The organism is Pseudoalteromonas sp. K222D (genome assembly GCF_017653575.1).
Classification (GTDB): Bacteria; Pseudomonadota; Gammaproteobacteria; order Enterobacterales; family Alteromonadaceae; genus Pseudoalteromonas; species Pseudoalteromonas nigrifaciens.
This window is the reverse complement of the sequence record NZ_JAGGDL010000013.1, coordinates 23,155-46,600: the sequence shown is the minus strand read 5'-3', so window position 1 is coordinate 46,600 and position 23,446 is coordinate 23,155. Positions and strand designations below refer to the sequence as shown.

15 protein-coding genes are annotated in these 23,446 nt (G+C 42.0%); 6 read left to right on the top strand and 9 right to left on the bottom strand.

Annotated features, from left to right (window positions below; all coding sequences use genetic code 11):
• The first annotated feature begins 157 nt into the window (after positions 1-157).
• The 5 genes from gltB to J5X91_RS08605 all read left to right on the top strand — a co-directional run bounded on the left by gltB (position 158) and on the right by J5X91_RS08605 (position 10,849).
• Positions 158-4,765: a glutamate synthase large subunit gene (gene gltB, locus J5X91_RS08625; RefSeq protein ID WP_208834414.1), complete on the top strand. Its 4,608-nt coding sequence runs from the start codon at positions 158-160 to the stop codon at positions 4,763-4,765.
• A gap of 20 nt (positions 4,766-4,785) precedes the next feature.
• The gene (locus J5X91_RS08620) at positions 4,786-6,276 is read left to right on the top strand and encodes a glutamate synthase subunit beta (protein WP_208834413.1); all 1,491 of its coding nucleotides are present in this window, start codon (positions 4,786-4,788) and stop codon (positions 6,274-6,276) included.
• 147 nt (positions 6,277-6,423) lie between these two features.
• Positions 6,424-8,103, top strand: coding sequence for a dihydroxy-acid dehydratase (gene ilvD / locus J5X91_RS08615; protein ID WP_086998204.1), 1,680 nt, complete (start codon positions 6,424-6,426; stop codon positions 8,101-8,103).
• 190 nt (positions 8,104-8,293) lie between these two features.
• Positions 8,294-10,264: a hypothetical protein gene (locus tag J5X91_RS08610; protein ID WP_208834412.1), complete on the top strand. Its 1,971-nt coding sequence runs from the start codon at positions 8,294-8,296 to the stop codon at positions 10,262-10,264.
• A 123-nt stretch (positions 10,265-10,387) separates the two neighbouring features.
• A complete protein-coding gene (locus tag J5X91_RS08605; protein WP_182683760.1) occupies positions 10,388-10,849 on the top strand; it encodes a thioredoxin family protein in 462 nt (153 codons plus the stop codon).
• A gap of 55 nt (positions 10,850-10,904) precedes the next feature.
• On the opposite strand, the gene J5X91_RS08600 is transcribed toward J5X91_RS08605, so the two are convergent.
• Complete coding sequence (locus J5X91_RS08600; RefSeq protein ID WP_208834411.1) at positions 10,905-12,632, bottom strand: DUF885 domain-containing protein; 1,728 nt, start codon at positions 12,630-12,632, stop codon at positions 10,905-10,907.
• 184 nt (positions 12,633-12,816) lie between these two features.
• Between J5X91_RS08600 and J5X91_RS08595 the strand changes: the two genes are divergently transcribed.
• Positions 12,817-13,404, top strand: coding sequence for a DUF4202 domain-containing protein (locus J5X91_RS08595; RefSeq protein WP_208834438.1), 588 nt, complete (start codon positions 12,817-12,819; stop codon positions 13,402-13,404).
• Positions 13,405-13,472: 68 nt separating this feature from the next.
• On the opposite strand, the gene der is transcribed toward J5X91_RS08595, so the two are convergent.
• From der to J5X91_RS08555, 8 genes are all read right to left on the bottom strand, one after another.
• On the bottom strand, positions 13,473-14,936 hold the full coding sequence (der, locus tag J5X91_RS08590; RefSeq protein WP_011329772.1) for a ribosome biogenesis GTPase Der: 1,464 nt from the start codon (positions 14,934-14,936) through the stop codon (positions 13,473-13,475).
• Between the two features lie 93 nt (positions 14,937-15,029).
• Complete coding sequence (gene bamB, locus J5X91_RS08585; protein ID WP_011329773.1) at positions 15,030-16,208, bottom strand: outer membrane protein assembly factor BamB; 1,179 nt, start codon at positions 16,206-16,208, stop codon at positions 15,030-15,032.
• A gap of 10 nt (positions 16,209-16,218) precedes the next feature.
• Positions 16,219-16,839: a tetratricopeptide repeat protein gene (locus J5X91_RS08580; protein ID WP_208834410.1), complete on the bottom strand. Its 621-nt coding sequence runs from the start codon at positions 16,837-16,839 to the stop codon at positions 16,219-16,221.
• Positions 16,840-16,886: 47 nt separating this feature from the next.
• Positions 16,887-18,167: a histidine--tRNA ligase gene (gene hisS, locus J5X91_RS08575; protein WP_011329775.1), complete on the bottom strand. Its 1,281-nt coding sequence runs from the start codon at positions 18,165-18,167 to the stop codon at positions 16,887-16,889.
• Positions 18,168-18,346: 179 nt separating this feature from the next.
• Positions 18,347-19,465: a flavodoxin-dependent (E)-4-hydroxy-3-methylbut-2-enyl-diphosphate synthase gene (gene ispG, locus J5X91_RS08570; RefSeq protein WP_086998188.1), complete on the bottom strand. Its 1,119-nt coding sequence runs from the start codon at positions 19,463-19,465 to the stop codon at positions 18,347-18,349.
• A gap of 5 nt (positions 19,466-19,470) precedes the next feature.
• Positions 19,471-20,334, bottom strand: coding sequence for a RodZ domain-containing protein (locus tag J5X91_RS08565; protein WP_011329777.1), 864 nt, complete (start codon positions 20,332-20,334; stop codon positions 19,471-19,473).
• Positions 20,331-22,073 carry a type IV pilus biogenesis/stability protein PilW gene (gene pilW / locus J5X91_RS08560; RefSeq protein WP_208834409.1) on the bottom strand — a complete coding sequence of 581 codons (1,743 nt, stop codon included), beginning with the start codon at positions 22,071-22,073 and terminating at the stop codon, positions 20,331-20,333. Before pilW ends, J5X91_RS08565 begins: the two co-directional genes overlap by 4 nt.
• Before the next feature lie 146 nt (positions 22,074-22,219).
• Positions 22,220-23,350, bottom strand: coding sequence for a bifunctional tRNA (adenosine(37)-C2)-methyltransferase TrmG/ribosomal RNA large subunit methyltransferase RlmN (locus J5X91_RS08555; RefSeq protein WP_086998182.1), 1,131 nt, complete (start codon positions 23,348-23,350; stop codon positions 22,220-22,222).
• Between the last annotated feature and the right edge of the window lie 96 nt (positions 23,351-23,446).

Sequence of the window (23,446 nt, the reverse complement as noted above, 5' to 3'; positions counted from 1 at the left end):
CTATACAAATTCAAAAAGATTTTACAGTGGCTGTTTTAGGCATTTTAACGATTTTTTGAATGAGATAAGCGCATACCTCGAGTATATAAAAATATATGACTTAATTAGTAAGCACAATTTAGCTGATAGCAATAGGCTGATGAAATAGGAATAAGTAATGAATGATATGAGCAAAAAATCCCAAGGTCTTTATCGCGCTGAATTTGAACATGACAGTTGCGGCATTGGCTTTGTCGCTAACCTTAAGGGTAAAAAGTCACACGATATTATCGAAAATGCACTCACCATGCTCAGCTGCATGGAACATCGTGGTGGAACAGGGTTTGACGTTAAAAGTGGTGATGGTGCTGGTATTCTTATTCAAATTCCTCATGAGTTTTTCCGTCAAGAAACCGCAAAGCTAGGGTGGACACTGCCAAGCGCCTTAAACTATGGTGTGGGGATGATTTTTTTCCCACGCGATAAAGCACTTAGCGACGCGTGTAAAAAAATACTAAATCAAAATATTGCAGAACTGGGTTTAACCTTAATAGGGTATCGGGATGTTCCGGGCGATAACTCTATGTTAGGCGCGGCTTCATTTGAAAGCGAGCCAAATATTGAGCAAGTGTTTATTGCTAAGCCGCAAGGGCTAAGCGCACAAGAGTTTGAACGTAAGTTGTTTGTACTGCGTAAATACACCTCGCATAAAATTAATGGTTTGGATTTCACCGAACGTGATGAATTTTATGTTACCTCAATGTCATCTACCAAAATTGTTTATAAAGGCCAGTTTACCACCGAGCAAGTGCGCCAGTATTACCTTGATCTGCAAGACGAGCGTACTATTTCGGGAATGGCGATGTTTCATTCTCGCTTTTCAACCAATACTTTTCCTGCTTGGCGCCGTGCGCAGCCGTTTCGTTATATAGCCCACAATGGTGAAATTAATACGGTACGCGGTAATATTAACTGGATGAATGCTCGTGAGGCATTGTTTAGCTCGGTTAATTTTAGCGATGCTGAATTGAACATGTTAAACCCAGTGTGTAATAACGATAACTCAGATTCGGCTAACCTTGATATGGCTATTGAGCTATTAGTGCTCAGCGGACGCTCATTGGCGCAAGTAATGATGATGATGGTGCCAGAAGCATGGCAAACTCAAACCGATATGGATGCCACTAAACGTGCATTTTACGAGTATTATGCCTGTATTATGGAGCCATGGGATGGCCCGGCATCGTTATCGTTTACCGATGGTAACGTTATTGGTGCAACACTTGACCGTAATGGTTTGCGCCCTTCGCGTTACTTGTTAACCGAAGATGGCACGCTAGTGATGGGCTCTGAAACCGGTGCATTGTGCGTTGATCAATCAACGGTTGTTGAAAAAGGGCGTTTGCAACCGGGTAAAATATTTATTGCTGACTTAGAGCAAGGTCGCATTATTAGTGATGACGAAGTAAAACAACACGTTAGCTCGGCTCAGCCGTATGCTCGTTGGTTAGCTGAAAACAAAATTGAATTAGACAATTTACCCGTTCCTAGCGCGTCTTTTGCCCAGCCGCCATTGGCAGAGCTGCGAAAAATACAAAAAGCATTTGGTTACACCAGCGAAGATCTTAACCTAGTACTGGCGGGTATAGTTGGTACGGCTAAAGAGCCACTAGGCGCTATGGGTACCGACACGCCGCTTGCAGTGCTGTCGCATCGCCCGCAACAATTATCACATTATTTTAAGCAGTTATTTGCGCAAGTAACCAACCCACCCATCGACCCTATTCGTGAAGAGTTGGTTATGTCGTTGCGCGGTTATATTGGCCGCTCACTTAACTTGCTCGATGAAACACCTGGGCATTGCCATAAGGTTGAAATTGAACAGCCTGTATTAACTAATGAGCAATTACGCAAACTACAGTATATAGATAATAACCATCTTCAAGCTAAAACGATCGACATTACTTTTAAAGCCAGTGGTGGGCCAGGTGCACTAAAAAGAGCACTGGATCGTATTTGTTTATATGCCAAAAATGCCGTTGAAGATGATTATGAAATACTTATTTTAAGTGACCGAGGCGTAGACAGCGACCATGTTGCTATACCTTCTGTATTGGCAACAGCTGCGGTGCATCACTATTTAATTCGTGAAAAACTACGCTCATCTGCCGATATAATTTTGGAGTCGGGTGATATACGCGAAACGCATCATTTTGCTACTGTTATTGGTTATGGCGCTGCGGCAGTTAACCCGTATTTAGCCCTAGAGAGCATGTATGGTTTACGTGATGAAGGCGTACTTGATACTAACTTAACGAATGAACAAATTACCCAAAAATACACCAAAGCGGTAGGCAGCGGCTTGTTGAAAACCTTCTCTAAAATGGGCATTTCAACGCTACAGTCGTATTTAGGTGCGCAAGTTTTTGAAGCCTTGGGTATTAATTCGGAGGTTATTGATCAGTACTTTACCGGTACGGTTAGCCGTATTGAAGGCTTAAGCCTAGATCAAATTGCCCAAGAGGCGCTATTACGCCACCGTGAGGGTTTCCCTGAGGCCAACCGCATTGCTATAGATAAACTACTGCCTACGGGCGGAGAATACTCGTGGCGTCATGATGGTGAACGGCACTTATTTAATCCCACGGTAATTCGCTTACTGCAGCATTCAACAGCCAGTAATAATGTTGAGCAGTTTAAGCAGTATGCAAAAACGGTGGACGATCAAAGTAAAGAAGCCTTTACCTTACGGGGTTTATTACAATTGAATAGCGATCGTCCTGCTATTGCCTTGAGCGAAGTGGAACCGGTTGCCAACATTTTCAAACGCTTTGCCTCGGGTGCCATGTCGTTTGGCTCAATTTCGTGGGAAGCACACACTACTTTAGCTATAGCTATGAACCGCATTGGCGGTAAAAGTAACAGCGGTGAGGGCGGCGAAGACCCAATTCGTTATACTGCGCTTGAAAATGGCGATTCGATGAATTCGCGAATTAAACAAGTGGCTTCGGGTCGTTTTGGTGTTACTAGCCATTATTTAGCGAATGCCGATGAGCTACAAATAAAAATGGCGCAGGGCGCTAAACCGGGCGAAGGTGGGCAATTACCCGGCGATAAAGTAGATGCATGGATAGGTAAAACTCGTGGCTCTACGCCAGGGGTGGGCTTAATTTCGCCGCCGCCACACCATGATATTTATTCTATTGAAGATTTATCGCAACTTATTTTCGATCTTAAAAACGCCAACCGCGACGCGCGCATTAACGTTAAATTAGTATCAGAAGCGGGTGTAGGTACGGTTGCATCGGGTGTGGCAAAAGCCTATGCCGATGTGGTACTGATTGCGGGCCACGATGGCGGCACCGGTGCGTCACCACTGAGCTCAATTAAACATACGGGCTTACCGTGGGAACTGGGTTTGGCTGAAACGCATCAAACTTTGGTGCGTAATAAACTGCGTAGCCGTATTACGGTACAAACCGATGGGCAACTTAAAACGCCACGCGACTTAGCCATTGCAACGCTGCTTGGTGCAGAAGAGTACGGCATGGCTACCACAGCATTGGTGGTTGAGGGATGTATTATGATGCGTAAGTGTCATTTAAATACCTGCCCAGTTGGTATTGCCACACAAGATAAAGGCCTGCGCGACAAGTTTACTGGTCGTGCCGATATTTTAGTTAACTTTTTTACCATGATGGCAGAAGGTTTACGCGAAATTATGGCTGAGCTTGGCTTTAGAAGTATTGAAGAAATGGTGGGCCAAACTCAGTGCCTTACGCAGCGCAAAGATGTTGACCATTGGAAATACCAAGGCGTTGACTTAACTCCACTATTACACAAAGCAGAATGCGCTGAAAACGAAACTCTGTATCAATCAATAAAGCAAAAGCATTTAATCGACGACATTATCGATCGCAAAATGATCAAAGATGCTCAAGCGGCACTAGATTCTGGGCAAAGTATGGCGCTTGAATACGATGTGATTAACACCGACAGAACCATAGGGGCGATGATCTCTAACGAAATCTCTAAAAAGTACCATGCAGATGGCTTACCGCAAGATACTATTAAGGTTAAGTTTAACGGCTCAGCGGGGCAAAGCTTTGGTTGTTTTTCAACCAGGGGTTTACGTTTTGAGCTTGAAGGCGATGCCAACGACTACTTTGGTAAAGGGCTCTCTGGCGCAAATTTAGTGGTGTACCCTAGTAAACAAGCTAAGTTTGCTGCAAGTGAAAATATCCTCATTGGTAATGTGGCCTTTTTTGGAGCAACTTCGGGTAGCGCCTTTATACGCGGTATAGCGGGGGAGCGTTTTTGTGTACGTAACTCGGGCGCAACAGCCGTTGTTGAAGGTGTGGGGGATCACGGTTGTGAATACATGACCGGCGGTAAAGTGGTTATTTTGGGCGCAACTGGTCGAAACTTTGCTGCAGGTATGTCGGGCGGTGTTGCTTACGTACTTGATGTAAATAATGACTTTGCGGCTAAATGCAATATGGAAATGGTCGCACTTGAAAGTGTAGATACCGACGCTGAAAGCCACGAATTAAAAGTCTTAATTAGCCAACATTTTGATGCTACAGGTTCAGATGTTGCCAGTGATTTATTAAAAGATTGGAACAGCAATGTTAAGCGCTTTGTTAAAGTAATGCCGGTTGATTACAAACGCATGCAAGGTTATATGAATGATGTACGCAGTAGCGGAAAATTCACCTCAGAGTATGACATTGCCGTAGAAGCATTCGACATTCATTTAAACAACATAGCTAGCGCTAAAGCTTAAGCTGCCAAGGAGAATATATTATGGGAAATCCAACAGGGTTTATCAACGTAGGTCGTGCCTTGCCAACTGAGCGTAACGCAGGTGAACGTTTAATTGACTGGCTGGAAGTATATGAAGAAATACCACAAGCAGATGTAGAGCAGCAAGCTTCGCGTTGTATGGATTGTGGCGTGCCGTTTTGTCAGTCGGCAAAATCAGAATTTGCACCGGCAGTAGCTGGGTGTCCGGTAAATAATGTAATACCGGAGTGGAATGACTTAATTTATCGCGGCCGCTGGCAAGATGCAGTAGAGCTATTGCATAAAACCAATAACTTTCCTGAGTTTACTGGGCGTGTATGCCCAGCCCCTTGTGAGGGCGCGTGTGTACTGGGTATTAACGCCGATCCGGTGGCTATTAAGTTACATGAAAAAGAAATTATTGATCATGCCTTTAAGCAAGGTTGGGTGGTTGCTGAGCCACCTGCATCTCGCACTGGTAAAAATGTAGCCGTAATTGGTTCGGGCCCAGCGGGCCTTGCCGCTGCAGCACAGTTAAATAAAGCTGGCCATATGGTTACTCTATATGAGCGCGCCGACCGCATTGGTGGCTTGCTAATGTATGGTATTCCAAACATGAAGCTACAAAAAGAATTAGTGCAACGTCGGGTTGATATTTTAGCCCAAGAAGGCATTGTTTTTGTTACTAATACTGAAGTAGGCAAAGACATTAGTGTGGCGCAGTTAGAAACTGACTTTGACTCAGTCGTGTTATGTATTGGTGCCACAGTACCGCGCGACTTACCCGTTGCAGGGCGCGAGCTTAACGGTGTGCATTTTGCGATGGACTTTTTAACAGCCAATACCAAAAGCTTGCTCGATAGCGAACATCAAGACGGAGCGTTCATTAATGCGAAAGGCAAAAGTGTAGTGGTTATAGGTGGCGGTGATACCGGCACCGATTGTATTGGTACTGCGCTTCGCCATCAGTGTAAAAGTGCTATTCAGCTAGAAATTATGCCTCGTCCACCCGAGCAACGCGACGAGAGCAGCAATCCTTGGCCACAATGGCCGAAACGTTTGTTGGTTGATTACGGCCAAAAAGAAGCTATTGCAGTACAAGGCCAAGATCCACGTCAATATTTAGTGATGACTAAAAAAATTGAAAGTGACGGGCAAGGTAATGTTAAAGCTGTGCACACTGTAGATATTACTTGGCAACTTAACGATAAAGGGCAAATGGTGCCACAAGAAGTAGCGGGCAGTGAAAAGATAATTCCTGCCGATATAGTACTGATTGCTATGGGCTTTATGGGGCCAGAAGGTGGCCTTGTTGCACAATTTGGTTTAGAGCAAGATGCTCGCTCTAATATTGCAGCACAGTACGATAAGTTTGCTACAAGCAAGCCTGGCGTATTTGCCGCAGGCGATAGTCGTCGCGGACAAAGCTTAATTGTGTGGGCAATAGATGAAGGTCGACGCTGCGCGCGTGAGGTTGACAGCTATTTAATGGGTAAAAGCTATTTGCCTTAAAGCGATTACAAGTCTGTAAACTTTAACTGCTTTAAAAGTTAAAACCATCTATTATAGCAAGCCCTACCGCATTAATTATGCAAGGTGGGGCTTGTTTTTATAATTTGTTCTATTAATAAACCTTGTAAAAAGTAGGTAAGGTAAGAAATGACTTCTGAAAAACCACGTAAATATTCACAAAAAATTGTAGATGGTAGCGCTCAGGCTCCTAGTCGTTCTATGTTACGAGCGGTAGGTTTTAATGATGACGATTTTAAAAAGTCTCAAGTTGGTATTGCCTCTACATGGTCTATGGTTACGCCGTGCAATATGCACATTAATACACTTGCCGAAGAAGTGGGTAAAGGCGTAGATAGCGCCGGTGCGAAAAGCGTTATTTATAATACCATTACCGTATCCGATGGTATTTCTATGGGCACCGAAGGGATGAAATATTCTTTAGTATCACGCGAAGTAATTTGCGACTCAATAGAAGCGGTATCGGCGGGTATGGGCCACGACGGTATTATTGCTATTGGCGGTTGTGATAAAAATATGCCGGGTTGTTTAATGGGTTTAGCACGTTTAAACCGCCCCTCTATATTTGTGTACGGCGGTACAATTTTACCCGGTGAAAATCATACCGATATAGTCTCGGTATTTGAAGCGGTGGGCAGCTACGCGGCAGGCGATATTCCAATTACGCAATTAGAACATATTGAAAAAACAGCCATACCAGGGGCCGGTTCGTGTGGTGGTATGTACACGGCAAATACGTTAGCCTCAGCAATTGAAGCTTTAGGCATGAGTATGCCAAATAGTTCTGCGCAAAATGCTATTTCACAAAACAAAAAACAAGACTGTATTGATGCGGGTAAAGCGATTGTTTATTTGCTAGAGCATGACATTAAACCTTCCGATATTATGACCAAAAAAGCGTTTGAAAATGCAATTACGCTGATCATTACCTTAGGCGGCTCAACCAATGCGGTGCTGCATTTAATTGCTATGGCTGATGCGGTAGGCGTTGAAGTAACATTGGATGACTTTGTGCGTATTGGCGATAAAACACCAGTAATTGCCGACTTGCGCCCAAGCGGTCAATATTTAATGTCGGAGTTGATTGAAATTGGTGGCATTCAGCCACTGATGAAGCGTTTATTAGATGCCGGTATGCTGCACGGTGACTGTATGACAGTGACAGGCAAAACCATGGCCGAAAATTTAGCCGATGTAGCAGATTACCCAGCAGGGCAAAATATTATTTTACCTTTTGATCAGCCAATTAAAAAAGACAGTCATTTAGTTATATTAGCTGGCAACTTAGCGCCAGAAGGGGCAGTGTCAAAAATTACGGGTAAAGAGGGTTTACGCTTTACCGGCAACGCAAAAGTATATGACTCAGAAGAGCAAGGTTTTGCCGCTATTATAGATGGGCAAGTAGTAGCCGGAGACGTTGTAGTAATTCGCTATGAAGGTCCTAAAGGTGGCCCAGGTATGCGTGAAATGCTAAGCCCCACTTCAGCTATTATGGGTAAAGGTTTAGGTAACGATGTGGCGCTTATTACCGATGGTCGTTTTTCAGGTGGTAGTAGGGGTTTTGTTGTGGGGCACGTTACACCAGAAGCTTACGAAGGCGGCGCCATTGCACTAGTAGAAAATGGTGACAGCATTACTATTGACGCGCAAAGCCGTGAAATGACTCTTAATATTACTGATGAAGAAATGGCCAGTAGGAAACAACGTTGGCAACAACCTGCGCCAAAATACACCCGTGGATTACTAGCAAAATATGCCAGAACAGTAAGCTCAGCTTCTACCGGAGCCGTGACCGATAAGCCAAGTTAAGGCACAATTAATCGCTAAAATTAGCGATTAAACTCCCCTAAATAGAGCGAGTTTTAATCCGCAAAGATCAACACGCCCTAGATAACCTTGTTACTTTATTTGTAATTTAAGTAACAAGGTTATAAATCGCTCAAGTTTTTAGTTGGCCGACCGATATATACTTAATAGCAGTTTGCGATTAAGGATGATCATGATTAACAATGGGTTAAATAACCACTCTAGTTTAGCGACAAAGCAAGTACTGCCAGTTGATAATGCAAACCATACCCTTAGCAGCAAACTGCAACATAGCCCACTCGAAATAGCGCCAAAATTAATACCAGAGTTAGCAACAGAGTTAGCAACAAAGTTAACACCAGAGCTATCACCCAAAATAACGTCCGATTTTCTCAGTCAGTTTAGCGACGAAAAAGTTGCCCAATTACTGCAACAACAACTTTCGGTGCTGATCACTCCTGCAAAAAAAGCAAATATATCGAGCTACCACTACAGCGCTGAAGAGTTAGCTATACGTACTGTAATAACGAGTCAGCAAGAAGGGCTACTTAAAAATGAGCATAGCGATAAGCTCATACAACGCTTAAATAAATCGGTAACAGATATTCAGGGTGCTTACGCCAACACCAGTGATATTTTATTTAACCTGGGGCAATTAGGGCATCAACAAACATCATTTTTAGCCTCTAGTCAGCAGCGTGTTGAGCGTGCGCTTAACCCTTATATGGAGAGTATTAATCGCAGCAAGCATGAGGATGACGATAACTACCGCTTTCAATTATCAGTAAAAACCAAAGAAGGCGATATTATTAATATTACCTTTAACTCATCGCAAGGTTATGATGAAAGTGCTGGTAAAACGGCTGATAATTTTAGCCTTAGCTATGAAGTAGAAGGGGATTTGTCAGAGGCTGAACATGCGGCTTTAACGCAGGTTATGGCGGGTGTTGGCGAAATGGCTGATGAGTTTTTTAAAGTCAGTCAATATGCTAACAGCCGTTATGTGCCGGTAAACCAAGGCGATATGAACTTAGACTTTTTAGCTGATTTTAATCATCAGCAGTTATCTGGTTTTGATGTGTCTTTTTCAACGACCGAAGGTGAGAGCGTTTTATCTACTGAAAATAATCTTGATTTGAGCTATAGCATAGATGAAAGTATGCAGCAGCAAGCGCTGGTATTTAAATCGGATCGCGGCGCTAATAAAATCGACTTTACTTTAGATATGGCAACGGTAGGCGCTAAAGATAACCAGCAAATGCAGCAGTATCTTGCCTCATTAGATAAAAACCTTGAAGATAGCCGCCACAATAGTAGCGACGAGAAAGCGTCTGCATTTGGTAAAAAAGGCGATGCAAATATGCAGCAAGGCTTTGCTTTATTTAAAGGCGCATTTGCGAGCATGTCCTCAGCAGCGCAGCGTTATAGCAAGTTAGAGTCACTAGCAACGCAGCAGTTTAGTGATGGTCGCGCCATGGTGGCAGATTTAGTCGATAACATGATCACGAACGATCCTCGCTATCAAGGGCTTGGCAACAGTACGCAAAATTCTTTAGGGGCGGGTATTTCTAAGTTAGCTGATTTTGATGCAAAATTTGAGTTTGCCATGGACAGAGGCGACTATCAGCCTAAAAGTAATGTTGCGCTAAGCCAAGCCACCGAGCAACAAAAGTCAGGTGAGCTAAAAGGGGTTACGCAAAGTAAAAACGTAAGTAGCCATTTTGACTATCAAAATACCCGGCCCGATTATTACGACAGCGAAGAAAGTTACAATATTAATACCGCCGTTAAAAATAACGAGTTAGTTGGGCTTGACCAATACCAGCAAATAGATATTGATAAAAAAACCTATCAATACAACCAAGATAAATCGCAGTATGAGCTAAAAATGGCACTTACTGAAAAAACCACTAACGAAAGTAACATTCGTCTTATTAACGACATTTGGCTTGAAAGCAACGAAAATAGCCACAAAATGGATAAAAAAGAGCGTATAAACGAGATTGGTGAGCAAGATGATTTTAAAAATACCAACCATTATTCACATAATAAGTTAGTTACATTAATTGGTGATTTAGACAAATTAGCGCAAGATAAAGATGCAAGACGAGAGTATTTAACGCAGTTATCGCAAGTAAACTTTTTTATGGATAACAATAAATAATGGCTTGATTATAGTAATGCTATTGACTTTCTTTGGTTGTAAAATAGCCATATATCAACTTAACTTATACTCTTAAATCGAGTAAATAAAACACTCACAGTATTAATACAAAAAGGCGCCTTAATGTTTAAAAAATTAGTTTTATTCTTTTTTCTGTGTTTGCCACTGTCCACTTTTGGGGCTACAGCGCCTTATACTGGGGGTATTAGCGCGACAGATTTACTTGCAGAATATGATAACTTTGCTCAGCAATATAAAAACTTTACCCCTACCAAACAAGATATTACGCTAATACAAAAATTAAAGGGGAAGGAGTTAACCGTATTATTTGGTACTTGGTGCCATGATAGCGCGCGCGAAGTTCCGCGTTTAATTAAACTGCTTGAACAGTCGAAAGTACAATTAGAGAGTATTAAATTTGTAGCCGTAGGGTACAACAAGCAAGATGCTAGCGGCGTAGCACAGGCTCATAATTTACAATACACACCTACTATTATAGTTAGCCAAAATGGCAAAGAACTAACACGTATGGTTGAAAAACCAGCGGGCACACTTGCGCAAGATCTTACAAAAAACCTACCTTAATAATCGAGTGAGCTTGCAGGTTAAAGGCGCTGAGTAATGTTCAGCGCCACCGACATCAAATAACGGACTTTTGCTGTGCAATCCATTCATTTATTACCGCTTCTAACACCGCCATTGGCAGTGAACCTTGGCCGATAACAGTGTCGTGAAACTGGCGTATATCAAACTTAGTACCTAGCTCTTTTTCGGCTTTTGCGCGCAGTTCACGTATTTTTAGCTCGCCCATTTTGTAAGACAGTGCTTGGCCTGGCCAAGAAATATAACGATCTATTTGATCCTCAACCGCACTTTGCGGCAAGGCTGTGTGATCTGCCAAGTAGTCAATAGCCTTTTGGCGGCTCCAGCCAAAGGCATGAATACCGGTATCAACCACTAAACGCACTGCGCGCCACATTTCGTAGCCCAAACGGCCAAAGTCGCTGTAAGGGTCTTGATAAAATCCGGCTTCTTTGCCTAAACGTTCGCTGTACAAGCCCCAACCTTCGCCAAATGCAGAGTGGCTAAGTGTGCGTCTAAACTGGGGTACATTTAACTCCATGGCAACGGCATTTTGTAAATGATGCCCAGGAATTGCTTCGTGTAAACTCAGTGCCTCTAGGTTATATAAAGGTTGTAGTTTAGGTATTGAAGCTAAAAAATAAGTACCTGGTGAGCGGTTATCAGGCGGTGGCATATAAAACGCGCCGCGACTTGCTGAGCCTTTAATGGTAAAGGTGTTGCGCGGTAAATGGCCAAAATAGGTAGGTAACTTGCCATACATTTTTTTGGTAATGAAAGCGGTTTTTTCGAGCAAGTCTTGCGCGTCTGTTGCGTAAAATTGCTTGTCGTTCGCTAAAAACTCTAAAAACTCAGCGTAAGTGCCATCAAAGCCCACTTTATCAATGATGTTTTGCATTTGCGTTTTTATACGTGCGACTTCCTTTAAGCCAAGTTCGTGTATTTGTTTTGGCGTGGCATTGGTGGTGGTGTAATAATTTACCGTATATTTGTAGTAATCAAGGCCATCTTTAACACTTGAAATACCAGGCTCGGCTCTGCAATTAGGCATGTAATCGTTTTCAAAAAAGTCGTAAAAATGCTGATAAGCGGGTACTACTTTTGAGCTAATTAAAGCTTTTGCTTTGTTTTGATATGTGGCTTTTTGCTCTGCACTAAACGTACTCGGAATACGGGTAAAGGGCTCGTATAAGGCGCTGTTCTCAGGTTTTTTAACGATATGAGCGCTAATGCTACTGCTGTAATTTTCAAAGGTTTTACAGTCGTGCGTATAACCATTTTTAATCCCTGCTTTCATCAAGTTAATGTTTTCTTGATTAAAACGAGGGTAGTCGGCAAGGCTGACTAAAAAGTGATCATAATCATTAGCAGTTAAAAATGCCATATTGGCCGGTGCTTCAGCAAAGTAGGTATGCCAGCCGCTTAAAAAGTTTACTGGAAAATACTTATCCTGAAATAGATAGCTTTGTTGCTCGGTTTCTCGTTCATATTTAAATAATCGGTAATTCATTAACTGCGCGTCGCTGAGCTTGCTAGGATCAATGTTTTTTAGATTGTCGAGCACGGCATCATTGTACTGTTGACGCTGAGCAATAGCGTGCTCGGTCCAATTAGCTAACTTGCCATTGGGTTTCCAGCCGTCGGGATCGGTACGAAAAAATATTTTTTCGGCTTGGGCGTGTTGCCAATGTTTATCAATTATATTTTTTAAATCGGCATTGTTATCAGCCATACTTGGCAGCGAAACTAGGGTTAAGCAAATAGCTAAAAAACTTTTTTCGAACATGTTTATCTCGTTTTAGCGAGTTAATTTTTATCGTTCAAGGTTAACACGTGCTGTTTATAGATAACACTTAGTTAGTGCGGTTAACGTTCAGTACTCGCTTATTCGTTTTGAGCGGCTTAGAATGGTGTAAAGTAAACTCAAGTTGAATATAAGTACCATGCTAAATAGCGCACCTAATAAAACAATGCTTGACCAAGTAATAACCTTAATTGATCAAGCAAATAGCCAAGACCCTAATACTGAAATATATAATGCTCAGAGCCTGCCAAAAGAAAGTTTATACGCAACTCGTATGAGCGAAATGTTAGCGCGTTTTAACCCTAATGCCGATGAGCTTATGCAAATAGCAGTACGCGGCCAGCATATTGAGCGCTGGCAGTCGCCGCGTAGTAACTTTGCTATGAATAAGCAGGGGTATCATCAGTGGCGTAGTGCACTTTATATATTTCATGCTTCAAGAGTAATTGAGTTGATGCAACAAGTTGGCTTTAACGAAGCACAGCAACAACGGGTTTATGCCGCGGTAGCTAAGCAAGATATTAAACGCAACCCAGACAGTCAGTTAGTGGAGGATATTGCAAGTTTGGTGTTTATTGAACATTATATGTTGGCCTTTACCAGTACCAAACCAGATTATGATGAACAAAAATGGCTTGGCATTATTCGTCGCACGTGGCAAAAAATGTCAGTAGAGGCACGCGATTTTGTGCTCGCTGGTAATGTAACATTACCCGAACCGTTAGTTGGGCTTATTCATAAAGCGGTTGCGTAATACTTTATTTTAAACAAAAAAATGGCGTACATTTAATGTACGCCATTTAATATTTTAGTACCTAGTACCTATTTGTTACGGTTTTCTTTACTAAACGCACGAATTTTACGTTTTTGCGATAGTGTTATTTTATTAACACGTCCGGCAAATGGGTTATCACCTTCTCTAAATTCGATTTTGATAGGTGTGCCCATAATTTTCAGTGCTTTACGGTAGTAGTTCATTAGGTAGCGTTTATAGCTATCAGGTAAATCATGAACTTGGTTACCATGAATAACGATACGTGGTGGGTTATAACCACCGGCATGCGCATATTTAAGCTTAACACGGCGACCACGAACAAGTGGCGGCTGATGATCTGCTTGTGCCATGTCCATAATACGACGTAACATTGCGGTGCTTATACGCTTAGTAGCTGATTCGTACGCTTCGTCTACCGACTCAAATAAATGACCTACGCCAGTACCGTGTAATGCCGATATAAAGTGCAGGCGGGCAAAGTCGATAAAGCCTAAGCGACGATCTAGTTCTGATTTAATACGATCTTTAACATAATCGTCTAAGCCATCCCATTTGTTCACCGCAATAACCAGTGAACGGCCAGAGTTAAGTGCAAAACCTAATAAGCTTAAATCTTGATCAGAAATACCCGCACGAGCATCAACGACTAATAACACTACGTTACAGTCTTCAATTGCTTGTAGGGTTTTAATCACGGAGAACTTTTCAACCACGTCGCTTACTTTTTTACGCTTACGCACACCAGCTGTGTCGATTAAAATATATTCTTTGTCGTTACGGGTCATCGGAATATAAATAGAATCGCGGGTTGTGCCTGGCATATCGTAAACAATTACACGTTCTTCACCGAGTATACGGTTGGTAAGTGTTGACTTGCCTACGTTAGGACGACCAATAATGGCTAGCTTTACAGGTTTGTCTGCAAATGCTTGATGAGAGTCATCTTCACTGTCTTCTTGGTATAAATCGATAAGCTCTTCATCATCGTTACTTACGTCTTCATCAAGCGCCGCTAATTCAGCAATTAAAGGCTGTAGCGTTTGCTCAAGTAATAACGTAATACCACGGCCATGTGATGCAGCAATATGATGAATTTCGCCCAGCGATAATTGATAGAACTCAGCGCAGTTTGAATCGGCGTCAATACCGTCGGTTTTGTTAGCAACCACAAAGCATTTTTTCTCTTGCTTGCGCAAGTGATTAGCAATGGCTTGGTCAGCTACTGTCATACCTACACGGGCATCAACTAAAAACAGTACTATATCGGCTTCTTCAATGGCGAGCAGAGACTGATCAGCCATTTCGATTTCAATGCCTTCTTCAGAACCATCAATACCGCCCGTGTCTACCACGATAAATTCATAGCCATCGTAATTTGCTTGGCCATATTTTCTATCACGAGTTAAACCTGGAAAATCGGCTACGAGCGCGTCACGAGTACGTGTTAAACGGTTAAATAATGTGGATTTGCCCACATTGGGTCGCCCCACTAGAGCGATCACGGGAAGCATAAACTACCTCTTTAAAAAACAACAAAAGGCTTCGCGTTGCGAAGCCTTACAAAAAATAATTAACTATTAGTGGGTTATACTAATAATCATAAGTTAGTTTGGTATTTGTACCGCACTAACTTCCCCATCTCGGGTATATAAAATCAGTTTATCGTTGGCAACAACAGGCTCAACAAAAAAGCCTGAACTGTCAAAGTCTTCACGAGATACTAGCTCGCCAGTGACTTTATTTAGCCAATGTAGGTTACCTTCTTGATCACCTAACGCTAAATATTCACCTGCAACTGCAGGGCCTGTTAAATACCAACCACGTAGAGCGGGTTGGCTCCAACGTTCAATACCTGAATCTTTATCCAATGCGTAAATAACACCGTTGCTATCTACTACATAAATACTTTGTGCATCCATGGCAATATCGCGGTAACTGCTGTATTCACGTTTCCATACAATATTACCAGAACGAATATCAACTGCCGCTAGGTTACCATTATAAGCAATAGCATAAGCGTATGGGCCGCTAATAAGTGGTTGTGTGTCTACATCAACTAGACGCTCAAACTCTGAAGCACCTTTAGCAACTGCAATTTCGGCACTCCATGCAGAGTAACCACTGTCTGAAATTAATACGCTTAATTTGCCGGTTTCCAGGCCAACTAATACACCACCATTTGCAACAGTAGGCGCGCTTTGTCCACGTAAGGTTAGCGCAGGTACTTCTTGCTCAAAGCGCCAGCGTTCTTCACCCGTATCAGGATGAAGGGCTAATAACTTACCCGAAGCTAAATTTACAAATACCAAACCGTCACCGGCAGCTGGTTTTGAAAGTGCTTCACCGGGTACGTTTTTACGCCAAACTTCTTCACCAGTTTCACGATCTAGAGCAATAACATAGCCATGCTCCGAACCTAAATATATTTTACCATAAGCTTGTAATATTCCGCCCGATAATTTTGCACTATCGTTATCGGCCCATGGCCAAAACGATACATCTTGGCGCACATCGCTTTTCCATAGCGTATCGCCATTTTCTAGCTTAAGTGCTTTTACTTGGCCTTCGCGGTTAGCAACGTATACGGTATCTTTATATACAGCAGGTGATAAGCGTGAAAAATAATGCTCTACACCATTACCAATTGATTCTTGCCATACAATATTAGTTTCGAACTGGTTGGCTATTTCAGGCAGAACCAGTTCTTCTTCGTCATCACTTGACGAGCAACCCATTAAAGTTGCCATGCAAAGTGCAAGCGTTGCGATTGTTATTTTTTTCATAGCTAAAACCTTATGCCGCTGGGCTTGTTACTGCTAGGTCATCTAACTTAATTTGTAATAGTGGATTACTGGTTAGTCCACCGGCATCAACCGCTGCTTGATATGCTGCGCGAGCTTGTTTTTTGTCGCCTTGCTTAGTGTAAATATCCCCCTTAAGCTCTGCAACATTGGCAGAAAATGCGTCAGGTAATGATGCATTTAACGACGTTAGCGCTTCATCATACTGCTGCTGGGCAATTTGAACGCGAGCTAGGCGTGTAATAGCAATGGCTTTTAATTCATCGTTTTTTACGTTAGACACTATCCAGCTTAGCTTTTCGCTTGCGGCGTCTAGGTCATTTGCTTCTACAGCATCTTTAGCCGCTACAAATGCAGCTAACGTTGCGTAGTTGGTATCTTTATTTTCGCTAATAAACGTATCAGCTGACGCTAATACACTTTCGCCTGAAACCAATGTTGTGTAAGCGTCTGATGCTTGCTCAGCTGTGGTAATTTGGTTTTGGTTATACGCTTTCCAGCCATATAAACCACCTAAACCTACAATTACACCTAGTGCAAGAGAAAGGCCGTTTTCACGGAAAAAGCGCTTTATGGCTTCGGCTTGTTGTTCTTCTGTTGAATAAATATCCATTTTTACCTCTGTGATAGCTTTGGCATTAATATGCTTTTATTAAAATATTAGCTATTAATAAGCTCTGCTAATAGCGCTTTAGCTTGTTCTAATTCTAATGTGACTTGTTCTTTACGCTCGCGTAAATACTTAATGGTCACAACGCCTTGTTCTAATTCATCTTCACCGATAATAACGGCAACGAGTGCATCGCTTTTATCAGCACGTTTTAATTGTTTTTTAAAGTTGCCGCCGCCAGCATGCACCATAACGCGTAAGTTTGGCACATCGCGTCGAAGCGTCGCTGCAATAATAGGTGCTTGAATACTGGCTTTGTCGCCCATTGATGCTAAATATACATCAGCATTACGACGAATATCACCTACACACTCAAGTGCTTGTAGCAGTAGCACTAAGCGCTCAAGGCCCATTGCAAAACCTACTGCAGGAGTCGCTTTTCCACCAAGTTGCTCAACTAAGCCATCGTAACGGCCACCGGCACACACAGTACCTTGCGCGCCTAAGCTGTCGGTGATCCATTCAAACACAGTGCGGTTGTAATAATCTAAACCACGTACCAGTTTTTCGTTAATCGTGTATTTGACGCCGGCTGCGTCTAAACGTTCACATAAATTTGCAAAATGTTCTTTTGATTCAGTGTCTAAATGCTCAGATAGCTTAGGTGCATTAATTAAAATTGCTTGCACGTCAGGGTTTTTGCTATCAAGTACACGTAGCGGGTTTGAATACATGCGACGTTTTGAATCTTCGTCTAGTACATCAAGGTGTTGCTCAAGATAGGCAACCAGTGCATCACGGTAATTGGCACGTGCTTCGTTTGAACCTAACGAGTTAAGCTCTAAACGTACATGTTCGCTAATCCCAAACGATTCCCATAATTGCGCTGTAAGTAAAATAACTTCTGCATCTATGTCGGCACTCGCAATACCAAAGGTTTCTAAACCAAATTGGTGAAACTGGCGATAGCGGCCTTTTTGCGGACGTTCATGGCGAAACATTGGGCCCATATACCAAAGGCGTTGCTCTTGGTTATACAGTAAGCCATTTTCGTTTCCTGCGCGTACACACACAGCGGTGCCTTCTGGGCGAAGCGTAAGTAAGTCGCCATTACGATCGGCAAAGGTGTACATTTCTTTTTCTACTATATCGGTTACTTCACCAATAGAGCGTTTAAATAGGTCGGTTGATTCTACAATTGGAAAACGAATTTCTTGATAACCGAACGACGCAACGGTTTCGCGTAAAATATTTTCTACTTTTTGCCAAACTTGAGTATCGCCTGGTAGGCAATCGTTCATACCGCGAACTGCTTGAATTTGTTTTGCCACTGCTAAATCCTAAAAACTGTTGTTGTACAATGCTTGACTGCGACAACATAAAACTAAAAAAATTGACCCGATATTATAACCCTAATTTACACGTAAATGCGAGCTTAGAGGCGCGCTATTGCTAAGTTACCCAGCGATAGCACAATTTAAATAAAGGCCAAACTAACTAATTAAAGGTGTTACTCAACGATTTTAATATCGATAGGTGTTTGGTTTTGTTTTTTTGCAATAAAATCGCGCACGTAGCCTTCAAGTTGTTCAACAATATTATTGTTATCTATGCGGGCTTTTTGGCGTTCGCCATTAATATATAATCCTGAGCGACGACTAGCGCCGGCTAAACCAATATCACTTACCAATGCTTCGCCAGGGCCGTTTACTACACAGCCAATCACTGAGACCGAAACCGGTTCAATAATATCCTCTAAGCGCTCTTCTAATTGGTTCATGGTGCTAACTACATCAAACTCTTGGCGAGAGCAGCTAGGGCAAGCAATAAAGTTAATACCGCGAGAACGAATACGCAGTGATTTTAAAATATCAAAACCAACTTTAATTTCTTGCACCGGATCGGCTGCCAACGAAACACGTAGCGTATCGCCAATTCCTTCGGCAAGTAACATGCCTAAACCGACTGCAGATTTAACTGAGCCTGAGCGCATGCCACCGGCTTCGGTGATACCTAAATGCAGAGGTTGGTCTATTTCTTTTGCTAGCAAGCGATAAGCACCTACAGCTAAAAACACGTCAGACGCTTTTACTGATATTTTAAATTGATCAAAGTCTAAACGGCGCAATATATTTACATGGCGCATTGCCGACTCTAATAATGCCTCGGGCGAAGGCTCGCCGTATTTTTCTTGTAAATCGCGCTCTAATGAGCCGCCATTTACACCAATACGAATAGGAATGTTGTGCTCGCGAGCCGCATCTACCACAGCCCTAATTCGCTCTTCGCTGCCAATATTACCTGGGTTAATACGCAGACAATCTACGCCATATTTTGCCACTTTTAAGGCAATTCGGTAATCAAAGTGAATATCGGCTACTAACGGTATAGTTACCTGCTCTTTAATGCTTTTGAATGCTTCGGCGGCGTCCATAGTTGGTACAGATACGCGCACAATATCGGCGCCGGCATCTTGTATTGCCTGAATCTGTGCTACGGTTGCATCCACATCCATAGTGTCGGTGTTAGTCATTGACTGCACGGCAATGGGTGCGCCATCACCTATAGGTACATTACCAACATTAATACGGGTTGATTTTCTGCGTTTAATTGGGGATTCTGAAAACATAGCGGCTACTCTGCTAGTGGTAATTTAAATTTAGCTAAACGATTTTTTGGAAAAGCTGATAGATCAACAGTTTCACCGTTTAGAGTAATATTAACTGCATCATGCTTACCCAGCACAACCGAAAAAGGAGCTATGCCTGTTAAGGTCATTTCATAGCCTGCTTTTTTTACTCCAAACGCAATTTTTTCACCTTCGGCATCATAAATTTCTACCCAGCTCTCATCATTAAAAAGCATAACGATAGTACTACTATTGTTTGCTTCATTAGGGGCTGTAGTAGTGGTGTTAATTGTACTATTACCGCTAGGTAGCGCACTTAATTGCTCACTTTGCGGTAATGCTACATTATTTATTTCCTGAACTTGCTGCTGTGATGCGCCAATATTACTTTGCGCAGCCTGTTCTTGTTGCTCACTCATTATCGAGTTTTCAACATTAATATTACTTGTTTGTTCTTCAATTGGCATAGAATTTTGCCACCACCATAAGGCAGAGGAGCCAATTACAATGGCTAAAATAATATAGCTGGCAATCATTAAACGACTGTCGTTAGCTTCTTTTTCAGTACGACGCGAAAAACTCTGCATATCAACGGGTTTTTCAGGCGTTGTAGGTGCAGGTAGCATAGCCAAAATAGGTGTATGATCAATTTTTAGCTCTCGGCAATAATTTTTTATATACCCTTTTACAAAGGTTGTAGGGCCAAGTAACTGATATTCATCATTTTCCATGCGTTGTACTTGTAACACAGTCAGTTTTAAATGTGTTGCCATAGTAGCAAGGCTAATGTCAGCGTTTTCTCTGTGTGTTTTTAATATTTGCCCAAGAGAAGGTTGTTCGCTTTGGGGCTGAGTAATTTCTTCATTCATAATAGGTATGAGTCTGGATCCACTAGTAAAAGATTGTGCCCTGGTGTTAGTGCTATATCAGGACTTAATTTATTCCATCGCATTAATTCATCAATTAATACCTGCCGCTGGGTAGCTATTTCAAAAAGGGTATCACCAGCTTTAATTTCATAATAAATATTAGGATCGTTAAGGTAAATTTTACTGCCATTCATTACCCGATCTGACTCTTTTAATCCATTCCACAGTAGGAGCTTTTGTAGTTTAACATTGTATCGTACCGAAATGCTAAATAGGTTTTCACCAAACTCTATTATATGAAACGGTACTGTAAGTGGCGCAACCTTAGGATTGAGCATAGGTAGCTTATTGTCGTTACTTGTTGGCGCATTTCTCAGCTCTATGGTGTCAAGTTCGTTGCTGTTATTGCTAGTAAATACATCTGCATCTTTAGTGGCCTTATAAAAAACCACCTGACCATTATTACTAGGTTGAGCACTCGTTTGGCTGAAAGTAGTGTTAGTTGTATTTGCTTTATTAGCGCTGTTATTAGCAGGTTGAGGAGCGCCAAAAGAAATTATTTTAACGTTATTATTAACTGCTACCTGTGCTGCAGGCAAGGTGCTTGGTGGTGTCTCAGGCTGCGTACTTAAAGGGCTAACAATAGCTTGCTTGCTGCTTTGGTTTGTTGAGTTTGTTATTAGTTTTGCGTTTAGCGCAGTGTTCACCTGGCTTGTTGGCGCGACAGTTTTGCTTGACGGCTGAGCTGGTTTAACTTCGGCTATTACTGCAGCTGGGGCTGTTACTGTTGCAACGGGCGTTTTATTAGCACTAATTAAGCTTGTTGAGTCATTTTGTGATGGACGCTTTTTACGAATTATTTTTATTTTAGGCTGTGAACTTAATTGCGCTTCGCTACCATCTTGTTTTAATTCATTGAGCTGCGCTTGACGATATTTTTCGCGCAAGACTTCAAATTCGGTTTGTTTTATTTGGCTATCTCTAATCGCAAAAGCCTGATCACTATTTGGGTAAGTTTGTAGGATAGTTGCAGCAATTTTCTCTGCTTCTTCAATTTTACCCATGCGCTGTTTAATTAAATAACTAAGTAATAAAGCACGCGGAGATATTTGTGCGGTATCGTCGTAACGCTTTAACAGTGCACTTGCTTTGTATAAATCGCTTTTAGCGTAATATAAAGCCGCTAAACTAATCAGCGTTGAAGCGCGCTGAGAGCTGTGATTTATTGCTTGCTGAAAATAAGTTTCGGCGTTATCAAAGTCGTCAAATTCTATAGCGCACAACGCTAAGTTTTCGTAGCTTTGGGCAACACGGATATAGCTGGGTATTGCGATTGCTTTTAAAAACTGATCAGTAGCACGGTCGTATTCATCTATACCACATAAAAATACCCCATAGTTATTTAAGGTATTAGGATCGTCAGGTTTAATAGCAAGTGCTTTTTGATAGGCTAAATCGGCAAGTTTATTTTCACCAACTTGTTGATAGTAATACGCTAAAGAGTAGTGGACTTCGGGTAGGTTTGGCGCATATTCGCTGGCACGTTCAAGGTTATATTTTGCTTGAGAGTTATTACCCGTATTTAAATATTGTAAAGCAAGGGCAATGCGAGTTCGAGCTGCGCCTGCGCTATTAATTTTATTTTCGACAACGGGTTTATCACTGCCGTTATAACTATTTTCTGTAACGCAACCGCCTAAGGCGAGCGTAGATATAGTTAAAACTAGTAAAGGTCGCATTACCTTGTCTCTTTATTTTTTGTCCATAGCGCCTATCTTACCTAAAAGCATCTATGTTGCATCAATTATTTAAAAATAAACGACTTAAAAGCAATCAGTCTTGATATGAAGTATTAATTAAGACTGATTGCTATTTAGAGATGAGGTTATGCTTGGTGAATATTAACGGTAATCGCGTTATCGTCACGCATTTTCTTTTTAGCCAAGCGTTTTGTTCTATCAACAACATCGCCAGCTAATTGACCACACGCTGCATCAATATCATCACCGCGAGGGCGACGTACAATACAAGTAATGCCGGCTGCTTGTAAAACCTTAGAAAAACGGTCAATACGACTATTACTCGAACGCGTATATTCGTTACCCGGAAATGGGTTAAACGGAATAAGGTTTACCTTACAAGGAGTGCCTTTAAGCGTTTGTACCAATGCGTGCGCTTGGTCGGTGCTGTCGTTAATACCATTGAGCATAACGTATTCAACGGTTACGTCTTTATTTGCTTTAGAGCCATCGATATAACGACGACACGCCGCTAAAAACTCTTCAATAGGGTATTTTTTATTAACGGGCACTAAAATATCGCGCAGTGCGTTATCAGGAGCATGCAATGAAATAGCCAGTGCTACGTCAATTTTTTCTTTTAGTAAATCCAGAGCCGGTACCACGCCTGAAGTACTTAATGTAACGCGGCGCTTAGATAAACCAAAACCCCAATCGTCCAACATCAGTTCCATCGCGGGGACTACGTTTTTAACGTTAAGGAGTGGCTCACCCATGCCCATCATTACCACGTTTGTTACCGGGCGTTTTTCGCTGTGACCATCAAGGCCAATATCTTTAGCTACACGCCAAACCTGGCCAATAATTTCAGATACTTTTAAGTTACGGTTAAAGCCTTGTTGCGCTGTAGAGCAAAAAGTACATTCAAGCGCACAACCAACTTGCGATGATACACATAACGTAGCGCGTTCTTTTTCAGGGATCCAAACAGCTTCTACTTCTTGGCCGCCTTCAAGCACTAATGCGTATTTGATCGTGCCATCTTTAGCTTGTTGACGCACTGATATTTCTGGGGCAACAATTTCGCATTCAGCTTTAAGTTTTTCTTTAAGCTTTTTGTTTACGTTGCTCATATCGTCGAAGTTGTCTACGCCAAAATGATAAATCCATTTCATCACCTGGTCACTACGAAACGGCTTTTCACCGAACGATGCAAATAGCTCGCGCATCCCTTCTCGGTTTAAATCTAATAAGTTAATCTTTTTTTGCTCGGTCATGAAACAACCTCAATCGGTGACGGTGGAGATAAAAATTTACGAGGACGAATTGTACACAATTCACTCAGCTTAATCATTAAGTAAAACATTATAAGT

Excerpts from the sequence above, each read along its gene's own strand:
- gltB (WP_208834414.1), top strand. The coding sequence starts at position 158 with ATGAATGATATGAGCAAAAAATCCCAAGGTCTTTATCGCGCTGAATTT.
- J5X91_RS08620 (WP_208834413.1), top strand. The coding sequence starts at position 4,786 with ATGGGAAATCCAACAGGGTTTATCAACGTAGGTCGTGCCTTGCCAACT.
- ilvD (WP_086998204.1), top strand. The coding sequence starts at position 6,424 with ATGACTTCTGAAAAACCACGTAAATATTCACAAAAAATTGTAGATGGT.
- J5X91_RS08610 (WP_208834412.1), top strand. The coding sequence starts at position 8,294 with ATGATTAACAATGGGTTAAATAACCACTCTAGTTTAGCGACAAAGCAA.
- J5X91_RS08605 (WP_182683760.1), top strand. The coding sequence starts at position 10,388 with ATGTTTAAAAAATTAGTTTTATTCTTTTTTCTGTGTTTGCCACTGTCC.
- J5X91_RS08600 (WP_208834411.1), bottom strand. The coding sequence starts at position 12,632 with ATGTTCGAAAAAAGTTTTTTAGCTATTTGCTTAACCCTAGTTTCGCTG.
- J5X91_RS08595 (WP_208834438.1), top strand. The coding sequence starts at position 12,817 with ATGCTTGACCAAGTAATAACCTTAATTGATCAAGCAAATAGCCAAGAC.
- der (WP_011329772.1), bottom strand. The coding sequence starts at position 14,936 with ATGCTTCCCGTGATCGCTCTAGTGGGGCGACCCAATGTGGGCAAATCC.
- bamB (WP_011329773.1), bottom strand. The coding sequence starts at position 16,208 with ATGAAAAAAATAACAATCGCAACGCTTGCACTTTGCATGGCAACTTTA.
- J5X91_RS08580 (WP_208834410.1), bottom strand. The coding sequence starts at position 16,839 with ATGGATATTTATTCAACAGAAGAACAACAAGCCGAAGCCATAAAGCGC.
- ispG (WP_086998188.1), bottom strand. The coding sequence starts at position 19,465 with ATGTTTTCAGAATCCCCAATTAAACGCAGAAAATCAACCCGTATTAAT.
- J5X91_RS08565 (WP_011329777.1), bottom strand. The coding sequence starts at position 20,334 with ATGAATGAAGAAATTACTCAGCCCCAAAGCGAACAACCTTCTCTTGGG.
- pilW (WP_208834409.1), bottom strand. The coding sequence starts at position 22,073 with ATGCGACCTTTACTAGTTTTAACTATATCTACGCTCGCCTTAGGCGGT.
- J5X91_RS08555 (WP_086998182.1), bottom strand. The coding sequence starts at position 23,350 with ATGACCGAGCAAAAAAAGATTAACTTATTAGATTTAAACCGAGAAGGG.